General features: G+C 72.7%; 19 protein-coding genes. 12 read left to right on the top strand and 7 right to left on the bottom strand.

The features are described 5' to 3' along the window. Window positions 1–31: 31 nt before the first annotated feature. Window positions 32–469, bottom strand: a complete 438-nt coding sequence (locus tag ACSTA4_RS14950; RefSeq protein WP_444964061.1) for a GNAT family N-acetyltransferase — start codon at window positions 467–469, stop codon at window positions 32–34. A gap of 172 nt (window positions 470–641) precedes the next feature. On the opposite strand from ACSTA4_RS14950, the gene ACSTA4_RS14945 reads away from it, so the two are divergent. The 4 genes from ACSTA4_RS14945 to ACSTA4_RS14930 all read left to right on the top strand — a co-directional run bounded on the left by ACSTA4_RS14945 (window position 642) and on the right by ACSTA4_RS14930 (window position 2,959). Further along, a complete protein-coding gene (locus ACSTA4_RS14945) occupies window positions 642–1,079 on the top strand; it encodes a hypothetical protein (RefSeq protein WP_444964060.1) in 438 nt (145 codons plus the stop codon). A gap of 222 nt (window positions 1,080–1,301) precedes the next feature. Then, window positions 1,302–2,120: a helix-turn-helix domain-containing protein gene (locus ACSTA4_RS14940; protein WP_444964059.1), complete on the top strand. Its 819-nt coding sequence runs from the start codon at window positions 1,302–1,304 to the stop codon at window positions 2,118–2,120. A gap of 2 nt (window positions 2,121–2,122) precedes the next feature. Further along, on the top strand, window positions 2,123–2,374 hold the full coding sequence (locus tag ACSTA4_RS14935) for a DUF397 domain-containing protein (RefSeq protein WP_444964058.1): 252 nt from the start codon (window positions 2,123–2,125) through the stop codon (window positions 2,372–2,374). 129 nt (window positions 2,375–2,503) lie between these two features. Further along, window positions 2,504–2,959: a pyridoxamine 5'-phosphate oxidase family protein gene (locus ACSTA4_RS14930; protein WP_444964057.1), complete on the top strand. Its 456-nt coding sequence runs from the start codon at window positions 2,504–2,506 to the stop codon at window positions 2,957–2,959. Window positions 2,960–3,039: 80 nt separating this feature from the next. On the opposite strand, the gene ACSTA4_RS14925 is transcribed toward ACSTA4_RS14930, so the two are convergent. After that, complete coding sequence (locus tag ACSTA4_RS14925) at window positions 3,040–4,254, bottom strand: FAD-dependent monooxygenase (protein WP_444964056.1); 1,215 nt, start codon at window positions 4,252–4,254, stop codon at window positions 3,040–3,042. A gap of 96 nt (window positions 4,255–4,350) precedes the next feature. Here ACSTA4_RS14925 and ACSTA4_RS14920 point away from each other — a divergent pair, with 96 nt between their 5' ends. Both ACSTA4_RS14920 and ACSTA4_RS14915 read left to right on the top strand, forming a co-directional pair. Further along, window positions 4,351–4,977 carry a TetR/AcrR family transcriptional regulator gene (locus tag ACSTA4_RS14920; RefSeq protein ID WP_444964055.1) on the top strand — a complete coding sequence of 209 codons (627 nt, stop codon included), beginning with the start codon at window positions 4,351–4,353 and terminating at the stop codon, window positions 4,975–4,977. A 172-nt stretch (window positions 4,978–5,149) separates the two neighbouring features. Further along, on the top strand, window positions 5,150–5,773 hold the full coding sequence (locus tag ACSTA4_RS14915; RefSeq protein ID WP_444964054.1) for a DUF1349 domain-containing protein: 624 nt from the start codon (window positions 5,150–5,152) through the stop codon (window positions 5,771–5,773). Between the two features lie 143 nt (window positions 5,774–5,916). On the opposite strand, the gene ACSTA4_RS14910 is transcribed toward ACSTA4_RS14915, so the two are convergent. After that, window positions 5,917–6,321, bottom strand: coding sequence for a cupin domain-containing protein (locus ACSTA4_RS14910; protein ID WP_444964053.1), 405 nt, complete (start codon window positions 6,319–6,321; stop codon window positions 5,917–5,919). Between the two features lie 52 nt (window positions 6,322–6,373). Between ACSTA4_RS14910 and ACSTA4_RS14905 the strand changes: the two genes are divergently transcribed. Beyond that, a complete protein-coding gene (locus ACSTA4_RS14905; protein WP_444964052.1) occupies window positions 6,374–7,408 on the top strand; it encodes a helix-turn-helix domain-containing protein in 1,035 nt (344 codons plus the stop codon). Then, window positions 7,401–7,841, top strand: coding sequence for a VOC family protein (locus tag ACSTA4_RS14900; protein WP_444964051.1), 441 nt, complete (start codon window positions 7,401–7,403; stop codon window positions 7,839–7,841). The genes ACSTA4_RS14905 and ACSTA4_RS14900 overlap by 8 nt, the downstream gene beginning before the upstream one ends. A gap of 146 nt (window positions 7,842–7,987) precedes the next feature. Here the strand turns inward: ACSTA4_RS14900 and ACSTA4_RS14895 are convergent, their stop codons facing one another. The 3 genes from ACSTA4_RS14895 to ACSTA4_RS14885 form a co-directional block, all read right to left on the bottom strand. Further along, window positions 7,988–9,256, bottom strand: coding sequence for a metallophosphoesterase (locus ACSTA4_RS14895; protein ID WP_444964050.1), 1,269 nt, complete (start codon window positions 9,254–9,256; stop codon window positions 7,988–7,990). A gap of 356 nt (window positions 9,257–9,612) precedes the next feature. Continuing rightward, entirely contained in the window at window positions 9,613–10,410 is a 798-nt protein-coding gene (locus ACSTA4_RS14890; protein ID WP_444964049.1) for a MerR family transcriptional regulator, read from the bottom strand. A gap of 42 nt (window positions 10,411–10,452) precedes the next feature. Next, complete coding sequence (locus ACSTA4_RS14885) at window positions 10,453–11,340, bottom strand: alpha/beta fold hydrolase (protein ID WP_444964048.1); 888 nt, start codon at window positions 11,338–11,340, stop codon at window positions 10,453–10,455. Window positions 11,341–11,454: 114 nt separating this feature from the next. On the opposite strand from ACSTA4_RS14885, the gene ACSTA4_RS14880 reads away from it, so the two are divergent. After that, a complete protein-coding gene (locus tag ACSTA4_RS14880; RefSeq protein WP_444964047.1) occupies window positions 11,455–12,432 on the top strand; it encodes an aldo/keto reductase in 978 nt (325 codons plus the stop codon). A 215-nt stretch (window positions 12,433–12,647) separates the two neighbouring features. On the opposite strand, the gene gdhA is transcribed toward ACSTA4_RS14880, so the two are convergent. Further along, complete coding sequence (gdhA, locus tag ACSTA4_RS14875) at window positions 12,648–14,018, bottom strand: NADP-specific glutamate dehydrogenase (RefSeq protein ID WP_248770405.1); 1,371 nt, start codon at window positions 14,016–14,018, stop codon at window positions 12,648–12,650. A 474-nt stretch (window positions 14,019–14,492) separates the two neighbouring features. Between gdhA and ACSTA4_RS14870 the strand changes: the two genes are divergently transcribed. The 3 genes from ACSTA4_RS14870 to ACSTA4_RS14860 all read left to right on the top strand — a co-directional run bounded on the left by ACSTA4_RS14870 (window position 14,493) and on the right by ACSTA4_RS14860 (window position 17,386). Then, window positions 14,493–15,485, top strand: coding sequence for a GlxA family transcriptional regulator (locus tag ACSTA4_RS14870; protein ID WP_444964046.1), 993 nt, complete (start codon window positions 14,493–14,495; stop codon window positions 15,483–15,485). An 82-nt stretch (window positions 15,486–15,567) separates the two neighbouring features. After that, window positions 15,568–16,191, top strand: coding sequence for a cysteine hydrolase family protein (locus ACSTA4_RS14865; RefSeq protein ID WP_444964045.1), 624 nt, complete (start codon window positions 15,568–15,570; stop codon window positions 16,189–16,191). 148 nt (window positions 16,192–16,339) lie between these two features. After that, entirely contained in the window at window positions 16,340–17,386 is a 1,047-nt protein-coding gene (locus ACSTA4_RS14860; RefSeq protein WP_444964044.1) for a Gfo/Idh/MocA family protein, read from the top strand. Window positions 17,387–17,389 lie beyond the last annotated feature (3 nt).

Here is a 17,389-nt window from a genome sequence, read left to right as displayed (position 1 = left end):
CTACGGGGACCCCGTACTACGGGGCCCGGTGCTACAGGGACTTCGAGAACCGCACTCCCGACGCGGTGTAGCCGCGCCGCGTGTAGAAGGCGTGGGCCTCGGCTCGCCCGGTCGAGGAGTTCAGCATGGCCCGGGCCGCACCCCGCTCCACGGCCCAGGCCTCGAACGCGGCGCACAGCGCCGTGCCCACGCCCCTCCCCCGTGCGTCCCCGGCGGTGACCAGTGCGATGAGCTGAGCGGCCGGGGTGTCGTCCTCCACCGGGAACAGCAGGTGCCCGGCGGCGAAGCCCAGCAGCTCTCCCGAGACGACCTCACCGACCCAGAAGCCGTAGGTGGGGTCGCCTGCCAGCCGTTCGAGGCGACTGCGCACCTGAGCGGCCGTGGCGGGGTGCGACAGCGCCGCGTAGAGCGGCACGAGCCCGTCCGCGTCGGCGGTCCGGACCGTACGGACGGTCACGTGGGAAGTCATTTTCCGCACGCTACCCAGGGGTGTGCGGGCCGGTCGTCGCCCCCTGCCGGTTTCCGGCACTGCGGGCCGAGCGGGGAGCACCGGGACCTCGTCAGACCCGGGCTGTCGTCCGGGTCCGGCCAATACCGCCAACTCCGCCCGCGAACCGGGTCTACCTGCGAGCATGATCCCCATGACCACCACCGCACTGCACTACCGGGACGGCGCGTGGGCGCCGGGACCCGACCCCGTCGAAGAAGCGTGCGCCACCCAGACCGTCGAGGAGGACTGGACGGACTGCGTGGCCCGCGCAGGGTTCAACCGGCGTTCGTTCGCCGAATACGGAGGCCCCTACTCGTCCTCCTACGCCCAGTTGTTCACCGGCACCGACGGCACGACCTTCTTCATGCACGTCGCCTTCGTCCACAGCGGCTTCGAGCAGCACCTGTACTTCCACTCCGTGGTCGACTTTCTGGACCACGCGGCACGCTGGGCCCCGGTGTTCACCCTTCAGAACGACGACCCCGAGCTGGTTCCGCCCGGCGTCGGGTCCGCCTCGACCGTCCCGAGCTTCTCCGAGGACTTCGACGAGGAGGAGCTGACCAAGCTGCGGCAGGCCCCTCACCCCTGAACTGGGCGGGCTCTGGGCGCGGAGCCGGGTTCGGTGGGGCTCTCGCGGTTGCGGCGGTCCGAGCCGACCGTGTGCGACCGTGCGAACGGGCGGCACCACCGTGCGCGATGGTGCCGCCGACTCACAGGGGCGCCAGGTCTCATGAAAGGCGGTAGCTCACCCGCCTCGTCTCGATGAGCATGGCACCCTCCGGCAGCGGCGGGCTGTTCTCGGCGTCGACGGTTGTCCGCTGCGCTCAAACGGCTCAGAGCCGCGAGTGGGATGTCCGCGGCCGAGGTGACCAAGCGGCTGGGCTGGTCCTCGGCGACGAAGCTGACCAGAGCCGAGCGCAACGAGTGGAAGTTCCCCAGGCGTGAAGAGGTCGAGGCACTGCTCGACCTCTACGGGGTGGAGGGGGACGATCGCGCTCACCTGCTCAGTCTGACCGAGGAAGCTCGCGGCCGCAGCGATTGGCATGAATACGCTGACCTTTTTCCGGGCTCCCTACCTGATCTGGAGGCCGAAGCCGTCCGAATCCGGACGTACGAGGCCGTCGTGGTTCCCGGGCTACTACAGACCCCGAACTATGCGGCTGCGGTCTTCAAGGCTGGCCAAGTCATTCCACCGGAGCAGATCGACCGCAAGGTGGAATCGCGGATGGCGCGGCGTGCTGTCCTGGACGCACCGAACGGCCCTCAACTGACCGCCGTGATCGATGAACCGGCCCTGCGCAAGGTCGTGGGATCACACGCCGTCATGGCCGAGCAGTTGCGCTTTCTCACCGGTATGGCTGCCCACTACAAGGTGACCGTGCTCGTGCTCCCTGACGAGGCGGGAGCACATCCCGCCGTTGACGGTGCTTTCACGCTGTTCGACTTCCCCAGGCCCGAACCGGGCATAGTCTCCATCCCCACCGTGGTGGAGGCGCTGTACGTTGAGGACGCGGACTACTTCGATCAGCACGCGCTGATCTTCGACGCCGTCCAGAACCTGGCGCTGGACCCCCAGGGGTCACTCGACCTCATCGGTTCCATCGCCGCCGAACACGACAAGCGAGCCTGAACATGTTGCTGGAGTTCCGCAAGTCCTCCTACTCCTCCGGCGGAGAGAACTGCGTCGAGGTCGCCCAGGTGACCCCCGCCTTCCGCAAGTCCTCCTACTCCACCAGCGGAGACAACTGCGTCGAGGTGGCCGAACTGCCCACCGGCGCGGCCATCCGCGACTCCAAGCACCCCGAGCTGGGGTTCCTCCCGGTCGGTGCCGGTGAGTGGACCGCCTTCACCCGCCTCATGGTCGCCCAGGCCCCCAAGGCCTGAGGGCGCTTCCGCGCCCTCCCGGTGGCGGGCCGCGGCTCCGTCCGGCCCGCCACCGCACCCCCACGACAGGTTGTCCACAGCTGAGAAAAGCTCCTTCTCCCGCCGTCCCGGGCTGCCTAGCCTGATGTTGTGAGCGAAACCCCCAGCACCTTCAGCCAGCACGAGCACCCCTTCGACGTCGACGCCTTCCTGGCCCGGCCCCTGGTCGCCAGGGTGGCCACCTCCGACTCCTCCGGCGCGCCCACGGTGCGTCCGGTGTGGTTCCTGTGGGAGGAGGGCGCGGTCTGGTGGATCACCGGCGCCTATTCGCGGATGTCGCGGTTCCTGGCCAAGGACCCCCGGGTCGCACTGGTCGTGGACACCTGTGATCTGGAGAGACTGGAGTTCCTCCAGGTGATCATGCGCGGTAAGGCCGAGGTCGTGCCCTACGACGAGGAACGCTCCAGACGCAAGCTCCGCCGCTACCTCGGCGACGACGAGACCACCTGGCCCACCGACTTCAAGGACTTCGACGACGACACACGGCTCGTCCGCTTCGTCCCCGAACGGACCATCGTCCAGGACCTGTCCAAGACCCGCCCCTGAACCAGGGGCAGCAACGCCTGGCCAGCCCGCTGACCAGGGCTGACACGACTCCAGAAGGTGATGCCACTGCCAATGGCGAGCTAGGGACGAGTCGAACCCGCGCCGGGGGCTGGCGGGGGCGTCCACTGCGCCACCGAGGAGCCCGCGCGCACGACGGCACCGCCGGGGACCAGGCGCAGGGCGGAGTTGCGCAACGCCTGGCGCCACCCGCCGCCCAGGTCCGCCCCGAACCGCGCCATGAGGACGGCCTGCGCGGCCATCGTGCGGCATCGCGGACGCCGGACCGCGTCGAACTCCGCCAGGGCCCGCCCCAGGTCAGGGCCGTGCGCCGCCCGGCCGCCGAGCAGGCGTCCGAGGGTGGCGCCGTCCTCCAGGGCGGTTGCCGCGCCCTGCCCCATCGTGGGCAGTGCGGCGTGCGCGGCGTCGCCGACCATCGCGACCCGTCCGCGAACGTAGCTGGGCAGCCCGCCCGGCAGGTGGTAGACGTCGTGGCGCATGAGCTGGTCGGGAGCGGTGTCGGCGATGAGTTCCCCGATCTCGGGCGCCCAGCGGGCGAACCGGGCGCGCGCCACCGCGTGCTCGTCGCCGACGACCGCCCCCTCCGGGGCGCGGACGTAGCCGTACCAGTACAGTTCCGACGCGCTGACCCGCACCGAGCCGAACTCTCCGTCCGGCCCCCAGTACTCGACGAGACGTCCGTCGCGGGCGGTGTCGGGAACGACGGCGCGCCAGCTCGTGCTCCCGCTGTAGCGGGGGCGCGCCGTGGGGAAGAGCGCGGCGCGGACCGCGCTCCACATCCCGTCGGCGCCGACCACGAGGTCGGCCTGCGTGCGGTGGTCGGTGTCCGCTCCGCGCCACTGCACCTCCGCGCGCTCCCCGCCGGGCGTTCCGGGGCGCACACCGGTGACCCGCGCGTCCGTGGTCACCTCCACTCCGGCCTCCCGCGCCGCCTGGCGGAGGGCGGCGTGCAGCCGCTGCCGGTGCAGGCCCAGCAGTGTGACCACCGCGCGCACGTCGGGGCGGTGGTCGGGGATGAGTAGGAGACCGCGGCCCCGGGCGTCCCGGAAGCCCGTCGCGGTGGTCTCGTGCCCGATTCGCGCGACGCGCTCGTCGTCGAATCCGAGCGCGTGCAGCGCGGCGACGCCGTTGCCGAGCATCGCGACCCCGGCGCCGACCTCGGCCTCGCCGGACCGGCGCTCCAGCACGGTGGTCCGCCAGCCCTCGCGGGCCAGCGCCACCGCCGACGCGAGCCCCGCGATGCCGCCGCCGACCACCGTCGCCACAGGTTCCCTCATGGCCGTCCGCTCCCTCGCCGTCGGGCGTTCGGCAGGGGGCCGACCGCCGTTCAATACGATGGTAGTGGTAGAAGCCGCCGACCTATACTGACCCCCATGCCTCCCGCCAACCTGCGACGACGCCGTGCCCTGGCCGACGCGGCCATCGCCCTGCTCGCAGAGGAGGGGGCGCACGGGTTGACCCACCGGGCCGTCGAGGCCCGCGCCGGGGTTCCGGCCGGGACCGCCACGAACTACGCCCGCAACCGCGAGGCTCTGCTCGTCGCCGCCGCCGAACGCGTCCTCGAACTCCACCTCGCGGACATGGCGGCCGCCACCGCCGACCCTGCGGAGGGCACACCGCGGGGGCCGGGCCCGGATTTGCGCAGGACGACCAGCGCGCACGACCTGGCCGAGATCCTCGCCGACTCGCTGTGGACCGCGGCGACCGAACTGCGCGACCGGTACCTGGCGGTCTTCGAGCTGCAACTGGAGGCCCGCCGCCGCCCCGCGCTGGCCGCCGTCCTGGCCCGGCTGAGCGCCACCGCGCTCGCCGACACCACCGGACTACACGACGAGATGGGCACGGGCGTGCCCGAGGCCGCGGTTTCCGTCCTCATCAACCTCTACTCCGGCACCCTGTTCAATCTGGTCACCCTTCCCGCCGACCTGCTCGACCGGGAGCGGGTCGGCGTCCTCGCGGAGGCGATGGTGCGCGGAGCGCTCACCGGTGGCGGGGCGTAGGCGAAGTCCTGCGGGCCCGGCGGGTCCGACGAACCCGGGCTCCCTCTCATGGCGGGACGACCGGTGGTGCCGTGTGCCCGGCCCCTTCTAGGCTTACGTGGTCCGCTCCCCCGCGGCAGCCCTCGAAAGACTCCGCCCACCCCCTGGCACCACGACACCGGAGGAAGCAGCGATGACCCCCGCCTGGAACGTACCGGGACTGCCCTTCACCCTCTCCCCGTCCTCCGAGGAAGCGTGGGCGGTCGAGGAGGAGACCGGCGCGGTGAAGGCCGCCGCGACCGCCCGCAGCGACCTCTTCATCGCCCCGGACACCGACCCCGGGGACGACGCCGCGACCACGCTCAACGCCCAGACCCTGCTCGGCGTCCCCCCGGAGGGCGACTTCCAGTTCAGCGCGCGTGTCACCGTCGACTTCGCGTCGGCCTTCGACGCCGGAGTCCTGCTCCTGTGGATCGACGGCCGCCACTGGGGCAAACTCTGCTTCGAGTACTCCCCCGACCGCGAACCCATGGTCGTCTCCGTGGTCACCCGGGGCGTCTCGGACGACGCCAACGGCTTCACCGTCGACGGCCGGACGGTGTGGCTGCGCGTCTCGCGGATCGGCCGGGCCTTCGCCTACCACGCCTCCCTGGAAGGCACCGCCTGGCGGATGATCCGGTTCTTCGCCGTCGACGCCGCCGCGAGCGCCCGGATCGGGTTCGAGGCCCAGTCGCCGACCGGCGACGGCTGCGCCGTCACCTTCGACCACATCCGCTTCACCGGCGAGCGCCTGGCCGAACTGCGGGACGGCTCCTGAGACGGGGACCGACCGCGGCACGGGACCCTTCGAGGCGGGTTCGCGCCCTGTCCCGAAGGGAGTCCCGGGCCGGGTCAGCGTAGGAGGACGGGCCGACGCGACGAGGCGTTCCGCGTGCGGGCCGGGGCGAACGGCCCTCCGCGTCAGCCCGCGTCCAGGGCGTGCCCGGTGGTGGCGTCCACGTGGTCGGGCACCTCCTCGTGCCGGTCGCCCACCGTGAGGGTTCCCGTCGGCTCGAACAGGAGGATGGCGGCCCCGCCGTCGGACTCGGGCCGGTGCTCGGTCCCGCGCGGCACGACGAAGACCGACCCCCTCTCCAGGGTGACCACCCGTTCGGCTCCCCCGGCATACTCGCGCAGCCGGATGCGCAGGTCCCCGTCCAGCAGCAGAAAGAACTCGTCGGTGTCGTCGTGGGCGTGCCACACGTACTCGCCCCGGACCTTGGCCACGCGCACGTCGTAGTCGTTGACCCGGGTGACGATGCGCGGGCTCCACAGCTGCTCGAAGGAGTCCAGCGCGTCGTTCAGGTTGATCGGCTGTTCGCTCATGAGGGCCATCCTGGCGATGGCGCACCGCCCGGGGAAGTGCTAGGAATCGCACATGCCGCAAGAATCCTCGCACCGCGTGGCCCTCGTCGTGGACGAGGGCTCCAACCCGTTCGAGCTGAGCGTGGCCACCGAGCTGTTCGGGCTGTGCCGCCCCGAGATCGACCGACCCTGGTACGGCCTGACGGTGTGCGCGGCCGTGCCCGAGGTGCGCGTGCACCGGGGCATGTTCACCCTCGGCGGCCTGGCCGGGCTGGAGGCGGTGGCCGAAGCCGACACCGTCATCGTGCCCAACCGGCCCGACCCCGAGGTGCCGCCCTCCCCACGGGTGGTGGAGGCCGTGCGCGCGGCGGACCGGCGCGGCGCCCGTCTGGTGAGCTTCTGCAGCGGCGCGTTCACCCTGGCGGCGGCCGGGGTCCTGGACGGCCGCCGGGCCGCCACGCACTGGCGGTTCGAGGAGTTGTTCGCCAGGACCTACCCGCGCGTCCGGCTGGAGCGGGACGTGCTGTTCGTGGACGAGGGTCGGGTGCTCACCGCGGCGGGCAGCGCCGCCGCCCTGGACCTGGGACTGCACCTGATCCGCCGCGACCACGGGGAGGGGGTCGCCAACACCGTCAGCAGAAGGCTGGTGTTCACAGCCCACCGTGAGGGCGGGCAGCGCCAGTTCGTGCCCAGACCCGTCCCCGAGACGGCCGACACCTCACTGTCCCCGCTCCTGGACTGGGCGCGCGAGCGCCTGGACTCCCCGCTCACCGTCGCCGGCCTGGCCGCCCGGGCGTCGGTCAGCGCCGCGACCCTGCACCGCCGCTTCCGGGCCGAGTTGGGCACGACTCCGCTGGCCTGGCTGCGCGCCGAGCGGGTGCTGCTGGCCTGCCGCCTGATCGAGGCGGGCGGGATGGGGCTGGAGACCGTCGCCCGCGCCAGCGGCCTGGGCAGCACCGCCAACCTGCGCGCGAGCGTGCGCGCCCACACCGGGGTCAGCCCCTCCGCCTACCGGGAGCGCTTCGGGCCGAGGCCGCTGGCTGGGACTACAGGCCCTCCGGCCCTTCCCTCACCCGGGGCCGACCGCGTAGCCTCCGGGCATGTCTGACCTGCCCGCGCGTTTGTCCGTCGTGACGCTGGGAGCCCGGGACCTGCCCCGGCTCCGCCGGTTCTACAGGGCCCTGGGCTGGGAGGAGGTTCCGGCCAGCGGTGACGGCTGGTCGGCCTTCCTCCTGGGCGGTGTCCTGTTGGCCCTGTACCCAGTGGAGGAGTTGGCCGCCGAGGCGGCGGACGGCGCCCCCGGCCCCGTCGGCTGGTCGGGGATCACGCTCGCCTGCAACGTGGACAGCCCCGAGCAGGTGGACAGCGCCTTCGCGGCCGCGGTGCGGGCCGGTGCCACGGTCGTGGCCGAACCGGTGGATCGCTCCTGGGGAGGGCGGTCGGCGTACGTCGCGGACCCTGAGGGCAACCGCTGGGAGATCGCCTGGGCGTCGGTGGCCAGGTTCGACGGACGGGGTGCGCTGACCGGCTTCGACGGCTGAGGGCCGCTCCGAGGACGTTCCAGGTGCCCGCCGTACCGGCCTCGTTCCCCGCAACGGCGGGCCCCGGAGCCCGACCGCACCGGCGCGAGGGGTCCTTCGTCACGCGTGGCGCCCCCGGCGAGGGGCCGGGGGCGCCACGGCGGGGCTCAGAGCGTGTCGGTCACGCGCTTGCCGTCGCTCTTGTCGATGGTGAAGGAGTCCACGACCGCGCCGTCGGCGGTGCGGGCGGTGTAGCGCAGCCGGGCGCCGTCCACCTCCACGGCCTGGAAGGTGGAGGTGTCGGTCAGCTGCACGCGCACCTCGGCGCCGCTGTCGGTCCAGTTGGAGGCGGAGGCGTCGTACATCTTGGTGCCGGTCACCGCGACGGTGTAGACCGGGCCGGTCTGCACGTCGGGGTCGTCGGTGCGGTTCGCGGTCAGGTTGCCCCGGCCGTAGGAGTGGTCGTGGCCCTGGAGGACCAGGTCCACGTCGTGCTCCTCCAGGGTGTCGAGCCAGGAGTCGCGCAGGGGGCCGTTGTCGCGGCTGGGGCTGTTGGAGAAGACGGGGTGGTGGAAGGTGACCACCGTCCAGGGGTGGGGGTTGGTGGCCAGGGCCTCCTCCAGCCAGCGCTGCTGGGTGTCCAGCCAGGAGTCGGCGCTCAGCGGCGCCGCGTTGCGGTAGTTGGAGTTGAGGACGACGAAGCGCACGCCCTGGTAGTCGGTGTGGTAGACGGTCTGGGGCAGGTGGCGTCCGCCGGTGGGCCCGTTGCCCGCGCCCGGGAACTGCGGGTTCCAGTACCGGCTCAGGGAGAGCAGCGAGTACTCGTGGTTGCCGGGGGCGGCGAGGTGGTTGACGGTGCCGGTGGCCTCGGCTCCGAAGGCGTCGAACCACTCGGTCCACTGCGACTCGCTGTTGGGCGAGTCGACCAGGTCGCCGGAGTGCACGACCAGCTCGGCGTCGGGTTCGGCGGCCAGGGCGGCCCGCGCCACCGTGGCGCCGCCGGTGGAGATGCCGTTCTGGACGTCGCCGAAGTACAGGAAGGTGAAGGGCTCGGCGCCGGAGGCCGCGGTGGTGAAGGTGCGCCAGGGGCTGAAGGCGGTGCCGTCGCCCACGCGGTAGCGGTAGGCGGTGTCGGGGGTCAGGCCGGTGGCGGTGGCGGCGTGGAAGGTGCCGTTGGCCGAGCCGGTGTCGGCGCCCTCGACGGTGGTGACCCGGCCGGGGTCGGCGGCGGGGGCGATCTGCATGACCGGCGAGCCCGATCCGTCCGAGCGCCAGGCGAGGGTCTGGGAGGTGGCGGGGTCTGCCGTGGGCGAGAGGATCACCCGTTCGGGCGCGGTGGCCGCGGACGCGGCGGGTGCGTTGGCGACGACGGGGGTCAGGGCCAGCAGGGTCGTGCCGAGCAGGGCGAGGGCGGGTCGGGCGGCGAAGCGGGACACGGGGGGTGCCTTTCTGCCGGGGGAACGCTGACGCAGCGAAGGTAGCCGCCCGCGCGCAACGCGGTGTGAACGCCCGGGGACGATCCGTCGCGGCACGGTGAACGCCGGGCGTGACCGCTGTTACAGGCGCAGGACACCGGGCCGCCGCCGTCACCGACGGCTCCCGCGCCGGTGGCCCTGCGGCGCTGTCCTCACCGGGCACTCCGAACCGGTGGCTTCCGAAGCCGAGGGTTCCCGAATCCGGCGCTCCCGTACAGGCGGCCCCTGGGCCGGTCGCCCCCGAACCCCACGACTCCTGATCCCGGCGCTCCCCGAAGCGCCGCGGCCGCGACGCCCTCCTGCCGTGTCCCCCCGTCTCATCCCCGCCGGGGCGCCGCGTCCGGCACGGGGTCCACGCGTTCGAGCCTGGTCCAGCCGGACCAGCCCCGCTCCCCCAGCAGCTCGATCAGCCGCCGGGCCGGAGGCACCGTGTCGAAGGCCAGTCTGTCCATCAGCCCGGCGAGCGCCGGTTCGACGCCGGTGTCGTCCACGTAGTCCTCGCCCCGTTCGTCGGCCATCCGCGTGAGGTAGTCGGCCAGTTCGTCGGCCAGTCCGGCCAACCGCGGGTCGTCGCCGCTCCAGTCGAGCGCCCGGCCCAGGACGAGGTAGAAGTCGACGAACTCCGGATCGGCGAGCTGCTCCCGCTTGCGCGCCGTCCACTCCGCGACCCGTTCGGGTGAGTGCGTGGCCATCAGGATCCAGCCCTCGCGCTCGGCCCGGACGATCCGCTCGTGGACTCCGAGCGCCCGCAGCCGGGCGAGGTGGTCGACCACCTCCGGTGGCAGTGCCAGAGCGTCCCCCGCCCTGAGCCGGGCGACCTGCTCGCGGTGCCGCTGCCGCTGCCGGATCTCCGCGCGCAGCCGCGCGTCGATGTCCGCGACCGCCGCGGCGAACTCCTCCTCGTCGGCCCGCAGCAGCTCCCGCACGCGCGCCAACGGGACTCCGGCTCCGGCGAGGGTCCTGATCCTGATCAGCTCGACCACGGCGTCGGCGCCGTACCTGCGGTAGCCGGAGCGGTCGCGTTCGGGCTCGGGCAGCAACCCCTTGGCGTGGTAGTGCCGCACCGCGCGCACCGTCACTCCCGCGTACGACGCCAGTTCGCCGATGGTCAGCATGGCACCGATCCCTCCTGGTCAGGGTACGTGCGGCGATTCGGCTCAGTCGGCCGGGCCCCGCGTGTCCCGGATGATACGGGCGATCTCCGGGGCGTGGGTGAAGACGAGCTGGTGGTCGGCGTCGAGCCGGTGCACGACGATGCGCGGCTGTGCGCGGACGAGCCGCGCGATACCGGCGCGCCAGTTCCGGTTGAACCGCGGCGCGTGCTCCCCGCCCCTGTCACCGGCCATCGCGGTGGACACGACCATGCTGATGGGCAGGTCGATCCGGTCGTAGCGGTCGAGGATCGTGGACCGGGCGGCGTCGATCTCCGTGTTCAGGTCGATGACCTCCTGGGCGGTGAGCAGCACCTGGTGCTCGGTACCCCGCTGGGCTTCCTGCCGTGCCGCCTGCTCCTGCCACATCGCGCGGAAGAGCGGCAGGTCGGCCTCGGTGACGAATGGTTCGGGCGTCGGGTTCGCCCCGTCGAGGAGCACGAGTCCGGCGATGCCGCCGGGGCGCTCGGAGGCGTGGTGCACGACCAGGTCCGCACCCAGCGAGTAGCCCACGAGCACGGGCGCCTCGGGCAGGTCGAGCCGTTCCACCTCCGCCATCACGGCGCCGAGGTCGCCGAGGAAGGCGTCGAAGGAGTACCGGTCGGCGGCGGAGGCGAGGCCGTGGCCCCTGAGGTCGAAGGTCACCACGTCGTGGTCGCGCCGCAGCAGCCCGGTCAGCTCGCGCAGGTCGGCCTGTGTCGTGTGCAGGCCGGGGCACAGGACCAGCGGCCGTCCCCGGCCGCCCCGGGTCACCGGGATCGTGACACCGTCGTGGTGGACCGTGAAGTGCCGCAGTGTCCCGGCGCCCCGTCCGTTCCGTTCCTCGTCGTGGCCCCGTCCGCGGTACGGCTCGTGGGGTCCGTTCGTCTTGGTCGTAGCGTTCTCGGTGTTCATGCCGCCATGGTGCGGGGTTGACCCTGGGTCAGGGTCAACCCCGCCGCCGGGGCGGAACGCGATCAGGGGAGTCCGCGCAGATGGGAACGCTCCCAAGGGCCTAGGATCGCACCCATGGAAACACGCGTACTCGGCCGCACCGGCAACAACGTGGGCGTCATCGGTTTCGGCGCCTGGCAGATCGGAGCCTCCTGGGGCGAGGTCAGCGAGACCGACGCCCTGGCCGCCCTGCACGCGGCCGCCGACGCCGGTGTCACCTTCTTCGACACCGCCGACGTCTACGGCGACGGCCGCAGCGAGCGGCTCGTCGGCCAGCTGCTCAAGGAACGCCCCGGCATCACCGTGGCCACCAAGATGGGCCGCCGCGCCGACCAGACCCCCGAAAACTACAACCCCGACAACTTCCGCGCCTGGAACGACCGCTCCCGCCAGAACCTGGGCGTGGACACGATCGACCTCGTCCAGCTGCACTGCCCGCCCCCGAGGGTCATCGCCACCGACGCCGTCTTCGACGACCTGGACGCCATGGTCGCCGAGGGTCGCATGCGCGCCTACGGGGTGTCGGTGGAGACCGTGGACGAGGCGCTGACGGCGATCGCCCGGCCCAACGTGGCCACGGTGCAGATCATCCTCAACGCCTTCCGCCACAAGCCGCTGGAGAGGGTGCTGCCCGCCGCCCGCGAGGCCGGGGTCGGCATCATCGCCCGCGTGCCCCTGGCCAGCGGTCTGCTGTCGGGCAGGTTCACCGCCGACACCGCCTTCGGCGAGGACGACCACCGCAACTTCAACCGCGAGGGCCAGGCCTTCGACAAGGGCGAGACCTTCTCCGGCATCGACTACGCGACCGGGCTGGAGGCGGTGGAGCGCCTGCGCCCGCTGGTGCCCGAGGGCGTGACCATGGCCCAGTTCGCGCTGCGCTGGATCCTGGACCAGGAGGGGGTCAGCGTGGTCATCCCCGGCGCCCGCAACGCCGACCAGGCGCGCGGCAACGCCTCCGCCGCCGGACTGGCCCCGCTCGACCCCGGGGTCCGTGCCCGGGTGGCCGAGGTCTACGACGAACTCGTCCGGCCCCGGGTCCACCACCTGTGGTGAGGGCCTGAGACACCGCGGCGGCCGACCACCGGGGTCGGCCGCCGCTCGTGGGCATCGGGGGCCGGAGCGGTGACCGCAAGGGTCCACCGCTCCGTTCCCCGCCGCCGTGATCCTGTACCTGTGGCGAGCCTCGACCACCGACATCGGCTACGAGTACAAGATCACCGCAGGTCAGAACCCCATGCCTCGTACCGGCAACGGTTCCGGTCAGCCCGCTAGATCAGGCCCTGGGCCAGCATCGCGCCCGCCACCCGCTCGAACCCGGCCACGTTGGCGCCCAGCACGTAGTCGCCTGGGGCCCCGTAGCGCTCGGCCGCCTCCTCGCAGCGGTCGTGGATGCCCGCCATCGTCTCGGCCAGCTCGGCCTCGGCGTGCTCGAAGGACCACGACGTGCGCCGCGCGTTCTGGCGCATCTCCAGCACGCTGGTGGCCACACCGCCGGCGTTGGCCGCCTTGCCCGGCGCGAACAGCACACCGGCCTCGCGCAGCACCTTGACCGCCTCGGGCGTGGTGGGCATGTTCGCGCCCTCCGCCACCGCCACGACGCCGTTGCGCACCAGCGTGCGCGCCGCGTCGGCGTCCAGCTCGTTCTGGGTGGCCGAGGGCAGCGCCACGTCGCACGGCACGTCCCAGATGCTGCCGCCCTCGACGTAGTGGGCGCCCCCGCCGCGGCGCTCGGCGTAGACGCTGATCCGGGCGCGCTCGACCTCCTTGACCTGCTTGAGCAGGTCCAGGTCCAGGCCCTTGTCGTCCACCACGTAGCCGCCGGAGTCGGAGACGGCCACCACGTTCGCGCCCAGCTGCTGGGCCTTCTCCACCGAGTAGATCGCCACGTTGCCCGACCCGGAGACCACCACCCGCTGGCCGTCCAGCGCGCGGCCCGACCGCTCCAGCATCCGCTGGGTGAAGAGCACGCTGCCGTAACCGGTGGCCTCGGTGCGCACCCGCGAGCCGCCCCACTCCAGGCCCTTGCCGGTGATCACACCGGCCTCCCAGCGGTTGGCCAGGCGCCGGTACTGGCCGAACAGGTAACCGATCTCGCGGCCGCCCACGCCGATGTCCCCGGCCGGGACGTCGGTGTGCTCACCCAGGTGGCGGTGCAGCTCGGTCATGAACGACTGGCAGAACCGCTCGATCTCCGTCTCGGAACGGCCCTTGGGGTCGAAGTCGCTGCCGCCCTTGCCGCCGCCGATGTTCATGCCGGTCAGGGCGTTCTTGAAGATCTGCTCGAAGCCCAAGAACTTGATCACGCCGAGGTTGACGCTGGGGTGGAAACGCAGCCCGCCCTTGTAGGGGCCCAGCGCGCTGTTGAACTCCACCCGGAAGCCCCGGTTGACGTGCACCCGGCCCTGGTCGTCACGCCAGGGCACCCGGAAGATCACCTGGCGCTCGGGCTCGCACAGGCGCTCCAGGATGCGCTGCTCGGCGTACTCGGGGTGCCGGGTCAGGGCCGGGGAGAGGTCGTCCAGGACCTCCAGCACCGCCTGCTGGAACTCCGGCTCGTCGGGGTTGCGGCGCACGACGTGCTCGTAGGCGGATCGGACTCCGGGGTGGTGGTCACGGCCTGCCTCGTCGGCGAAGGGCATGGGTGAACGTTCCTTTCAGCACAGGTGGAACGGGCACCCCACACGCCGTTGTGTCGGGAACCTCGAACACGCGCACGCTGGCGCAACACATGGTGGTGATCCCAGGCCCTGAGGTCCTCACGCCTGCGGATCGTGGCTGTGTGAGGAGTGTATTACCTCGATGTAAACATAATCCTTCGCGGCCCCGGTCGGTCTGCCGCCTCCGGAGAACTGACTTCGTGGCAGTTCAGAGCATGCCCGAACGGGGAGTGCGCCCGGGGAGGGGCGGGGCCGTTCCCCGCCCCAGGTGTTTCCACTGTGTTGCCTTCGCGTGACGCTATGCGGAACTGATTTTCGCATTCCGGAATCCGAGCGGCGCCCACGATCGGGGCCCGGCGCGTCCGCTCCCGGCCCCGGCCGGAGGGCCGCACCGGTGTCCGGATGTGACAGCCGGTCGTCATTGCGGTCATGCTCGGCGGCGGTGAGGATGGGCCCATGCCCCTTCCGCACCGTGTCGTCATCGGAGTCTTCCCCGACGTCGACCTCCTTGACGTCACCGGCCCGGCCGAGGTCTTCGCGCTGGCCAACCAGGAGGCCCCGGGCCGTGCCGACTACCGGGTCCGCCTCGCCGGGCCGACCCGCGGCGAGGTGCGGACGTCGGCGGGCGTGCGGCTGCTCACCGACGTGTCCTTCGACGACGTCGGCGGACAGGTGGACACGCTGCTGGTACCCGGCGCGGTCGACGTGGCCGACGACGGACCCGTGGCCCGGATCGACGCCGACGTCGTGGCGTGGGTGCGGGAGACCGCTCCCCGCGCCCGGCGGGTGGCGTCGGTGTGCGTGGGCGCACACGTACTGGCGGCGGCCGGACTGCTGGACGGCAGGACCGCGACCACGCACTGGTCGACCGCCGCCCAGCTCGCCGCCGACCATCCGGCCGTCACGGTCGACCCGGACCCGATCTTCGTCCGCGCCGACCACGGGCGGCTGTGGACGGGCGCCGGGATCAGCGCCTGCCTGGACCTCGCACTCGCCCTGGTGGCCGAGGACCTGGGCGAGGACGTCGCGCTGGCGGTGGCCCGGCAGCTGGTGATGTACCTCAAGCGGCAGAGCGGGCAGAGCCAGTTCTCCGTGCCGCTCAGCCGGCCCGCCTCCGCCCGCCGCGACATCGACGAGCTGCGGCTGTGGATTTCCGACCACCTCGACGAGGACCTGTCCGCGGAGGTGCTGGCGGCCCGGATGTACCTGAGCGAGCGGCACTTCGCCCGCGTCTTCACCCAGGAGACCGGCACCAGTCCCGCCGCCTACGTCGAGGGCGCCCGGGTCGAGGCCGCCCGGCGCCTGCTGGAGACCACCGACGACCCGCTCGACCGGGTCGCGGCCACGGCCGGGTTCGGCTCGACGGAGACCCTGCACCGGGCGTTCAGGCGACAGCTCGCCACCACCCCCGCCGCCTACCGCCGCCGCTTCCGCACCCAGACCTCCTGACCCCCGCGCCCACCGGTACTCCCCTCCTGCACCGGCAGGACGGAGAGCTTCACCATGCCCCGCTTCTCCAGAAAGGCATCCCATGAGCACGAACCAGCCCTCCACGACCCTGCGCGGCGTCATCGGCCTGGACGACCAGCCGCCCGGACTGGGCGACGCCGTCCTGGTCATGATCGACATCCAGAACACCTACCGCACCGGCGTCATGGCGCTGGAAGGCGCTGAGGAAGCCCTCGCGGCCAGCGCCCGGCTGCTGGAGCGCGCCCGCGCCGCGGGCACTCCCGTGGTCCACGTCGTCAACGACGGGGGCGAGGGCACCCCCTACGACATCCACGCCCACATCGGTGCCATCAGCGACGAGGTCGCCCCGACAGACGGCGAGCCGGTCGTGGTCAAGCGGTTCCCCGATTCCTTCCACCTCACCGAACTGGAGAAGACCCTGACCGCCTTGGGCGCCGCCCCGGGCAGCGGCAAGGACCTCGTGCTGGCCGGCTTCATGACGCACATGTGCGTCAACTACACGGCCCAGGGCGCCTTCAACCTCGGCTACCGCCCCAGCGTCGTCGCCGAGACCACCGCCACCCGCACCCTCACCGCTCCGGACGGCACCGTCCTGCCCGCGGCCACCCTCCAGACCGCCGCCCTGACCACCATCGCCGACCTGTTCGGCACGGTCGTCCCCACCGTCGACGCCCTCGCCGACTGACCCGGGCTCCGGCCTCGCACCGCGGGGCCGCCCGCCCCGCCGCCACCGGGCGGCGGGGCGGGCCACACGGGGCGCGGGACCCGCCCCGGACCGCGCGTGCGGCGTAATCCCTTTGCCCGGCAGCCGTGCGGGGGACGATGATGCCCCCATGCGCGTGGGAGTGGTGGGACTGGGGATGGGCCTGCACCTGGCGGCGTGGGCCGCCAGACTGGGCATGGACGTGGTGGCGGCCTGCGACCGCGACCCCGCCCAGCGCGCCGCGGCCCGCGAGCGGCTGCCCGGCGCGGTCCTCACCGAACGCTGGCGGGACCTGCTCGACCAGGACCTGGACGGGGTGGTCCTGGCCAACGACTTCGACGCCCACGCGCCCTTGGCCCTGGCCTTCCTGGACCGCGGCGTCCACGTGCTCTCCGAGACCGCCGCGTGCGCCGACGAGGCCGAGGCGAGGGCGCTGGTCGCGGCGGCCGACCGCTCCTCGGCGAGCTACTCCCTGGCCGAGAACTACACCCTCCACCCGCACGTGCTGCTCGTCCGCGAGGCCGTCCGGGCGGGCGAGCTGGGCCGGATCAGCCTCATCGAGGCCGACTACCTGCACGGCATGTCCCCCGGGGGCGTCACCGGGCTGACCGGCGACCCCGCCCACTGGCGCGGGCGCATCGCCCCCACCGCCTACTGCACCCACTCCCTGTCGCCGATCCTGGCGATCACCGGGGCGCACCCGGTGGAGGTCAGCGCGTTCACCGTGGACGAGGCCGCGCCGCGCCAGGCCAGCACCATGGTGGTGCGCCTGTCCACGGGCGCCCTGGCCGTCACCCGCAACGGCTTCCTCCAGGGCGAACCCGACAGCCACTGGAGCTGGGTGTCGGTGCGCGGCACCCTCGGGCTGGCCGAGTCGGTGCGGGCGCGGGGAGAGCGCGCCTGGTCGGTGCGCGTGCGCCACGAGGGGTGGACCCGCCCCGACGGCGACGCCCGCGAGGAGGAACGCGTCCCACCCGCGCTGCTGCTGGACGGCGAGCCCGTGGAGCGCGGGGCCGAGGGCACGGTGCGCCTGCTGCGGGGCTTTCGCGACACCGTCGAGCACGGCGCCGAGCCGCTGGTACCGGTACGCGCGGCCGTGGCGGCCTCCCTGGTCGGGGTGGCCGGGGCCGAGTCGCTGGCCCGGGGGTCGTGTCCGGTCCCGGTTCCGCTGCTGTGATCG

The sequence above is a fragment of the Nocardiopsis sp. M1B1 genome, from assembly GCF_052466615.1.
Note: the sequence above shows the minus strand (reverse complement) of the source record. Positions and strands in the feature narration are given on the sequence as shown.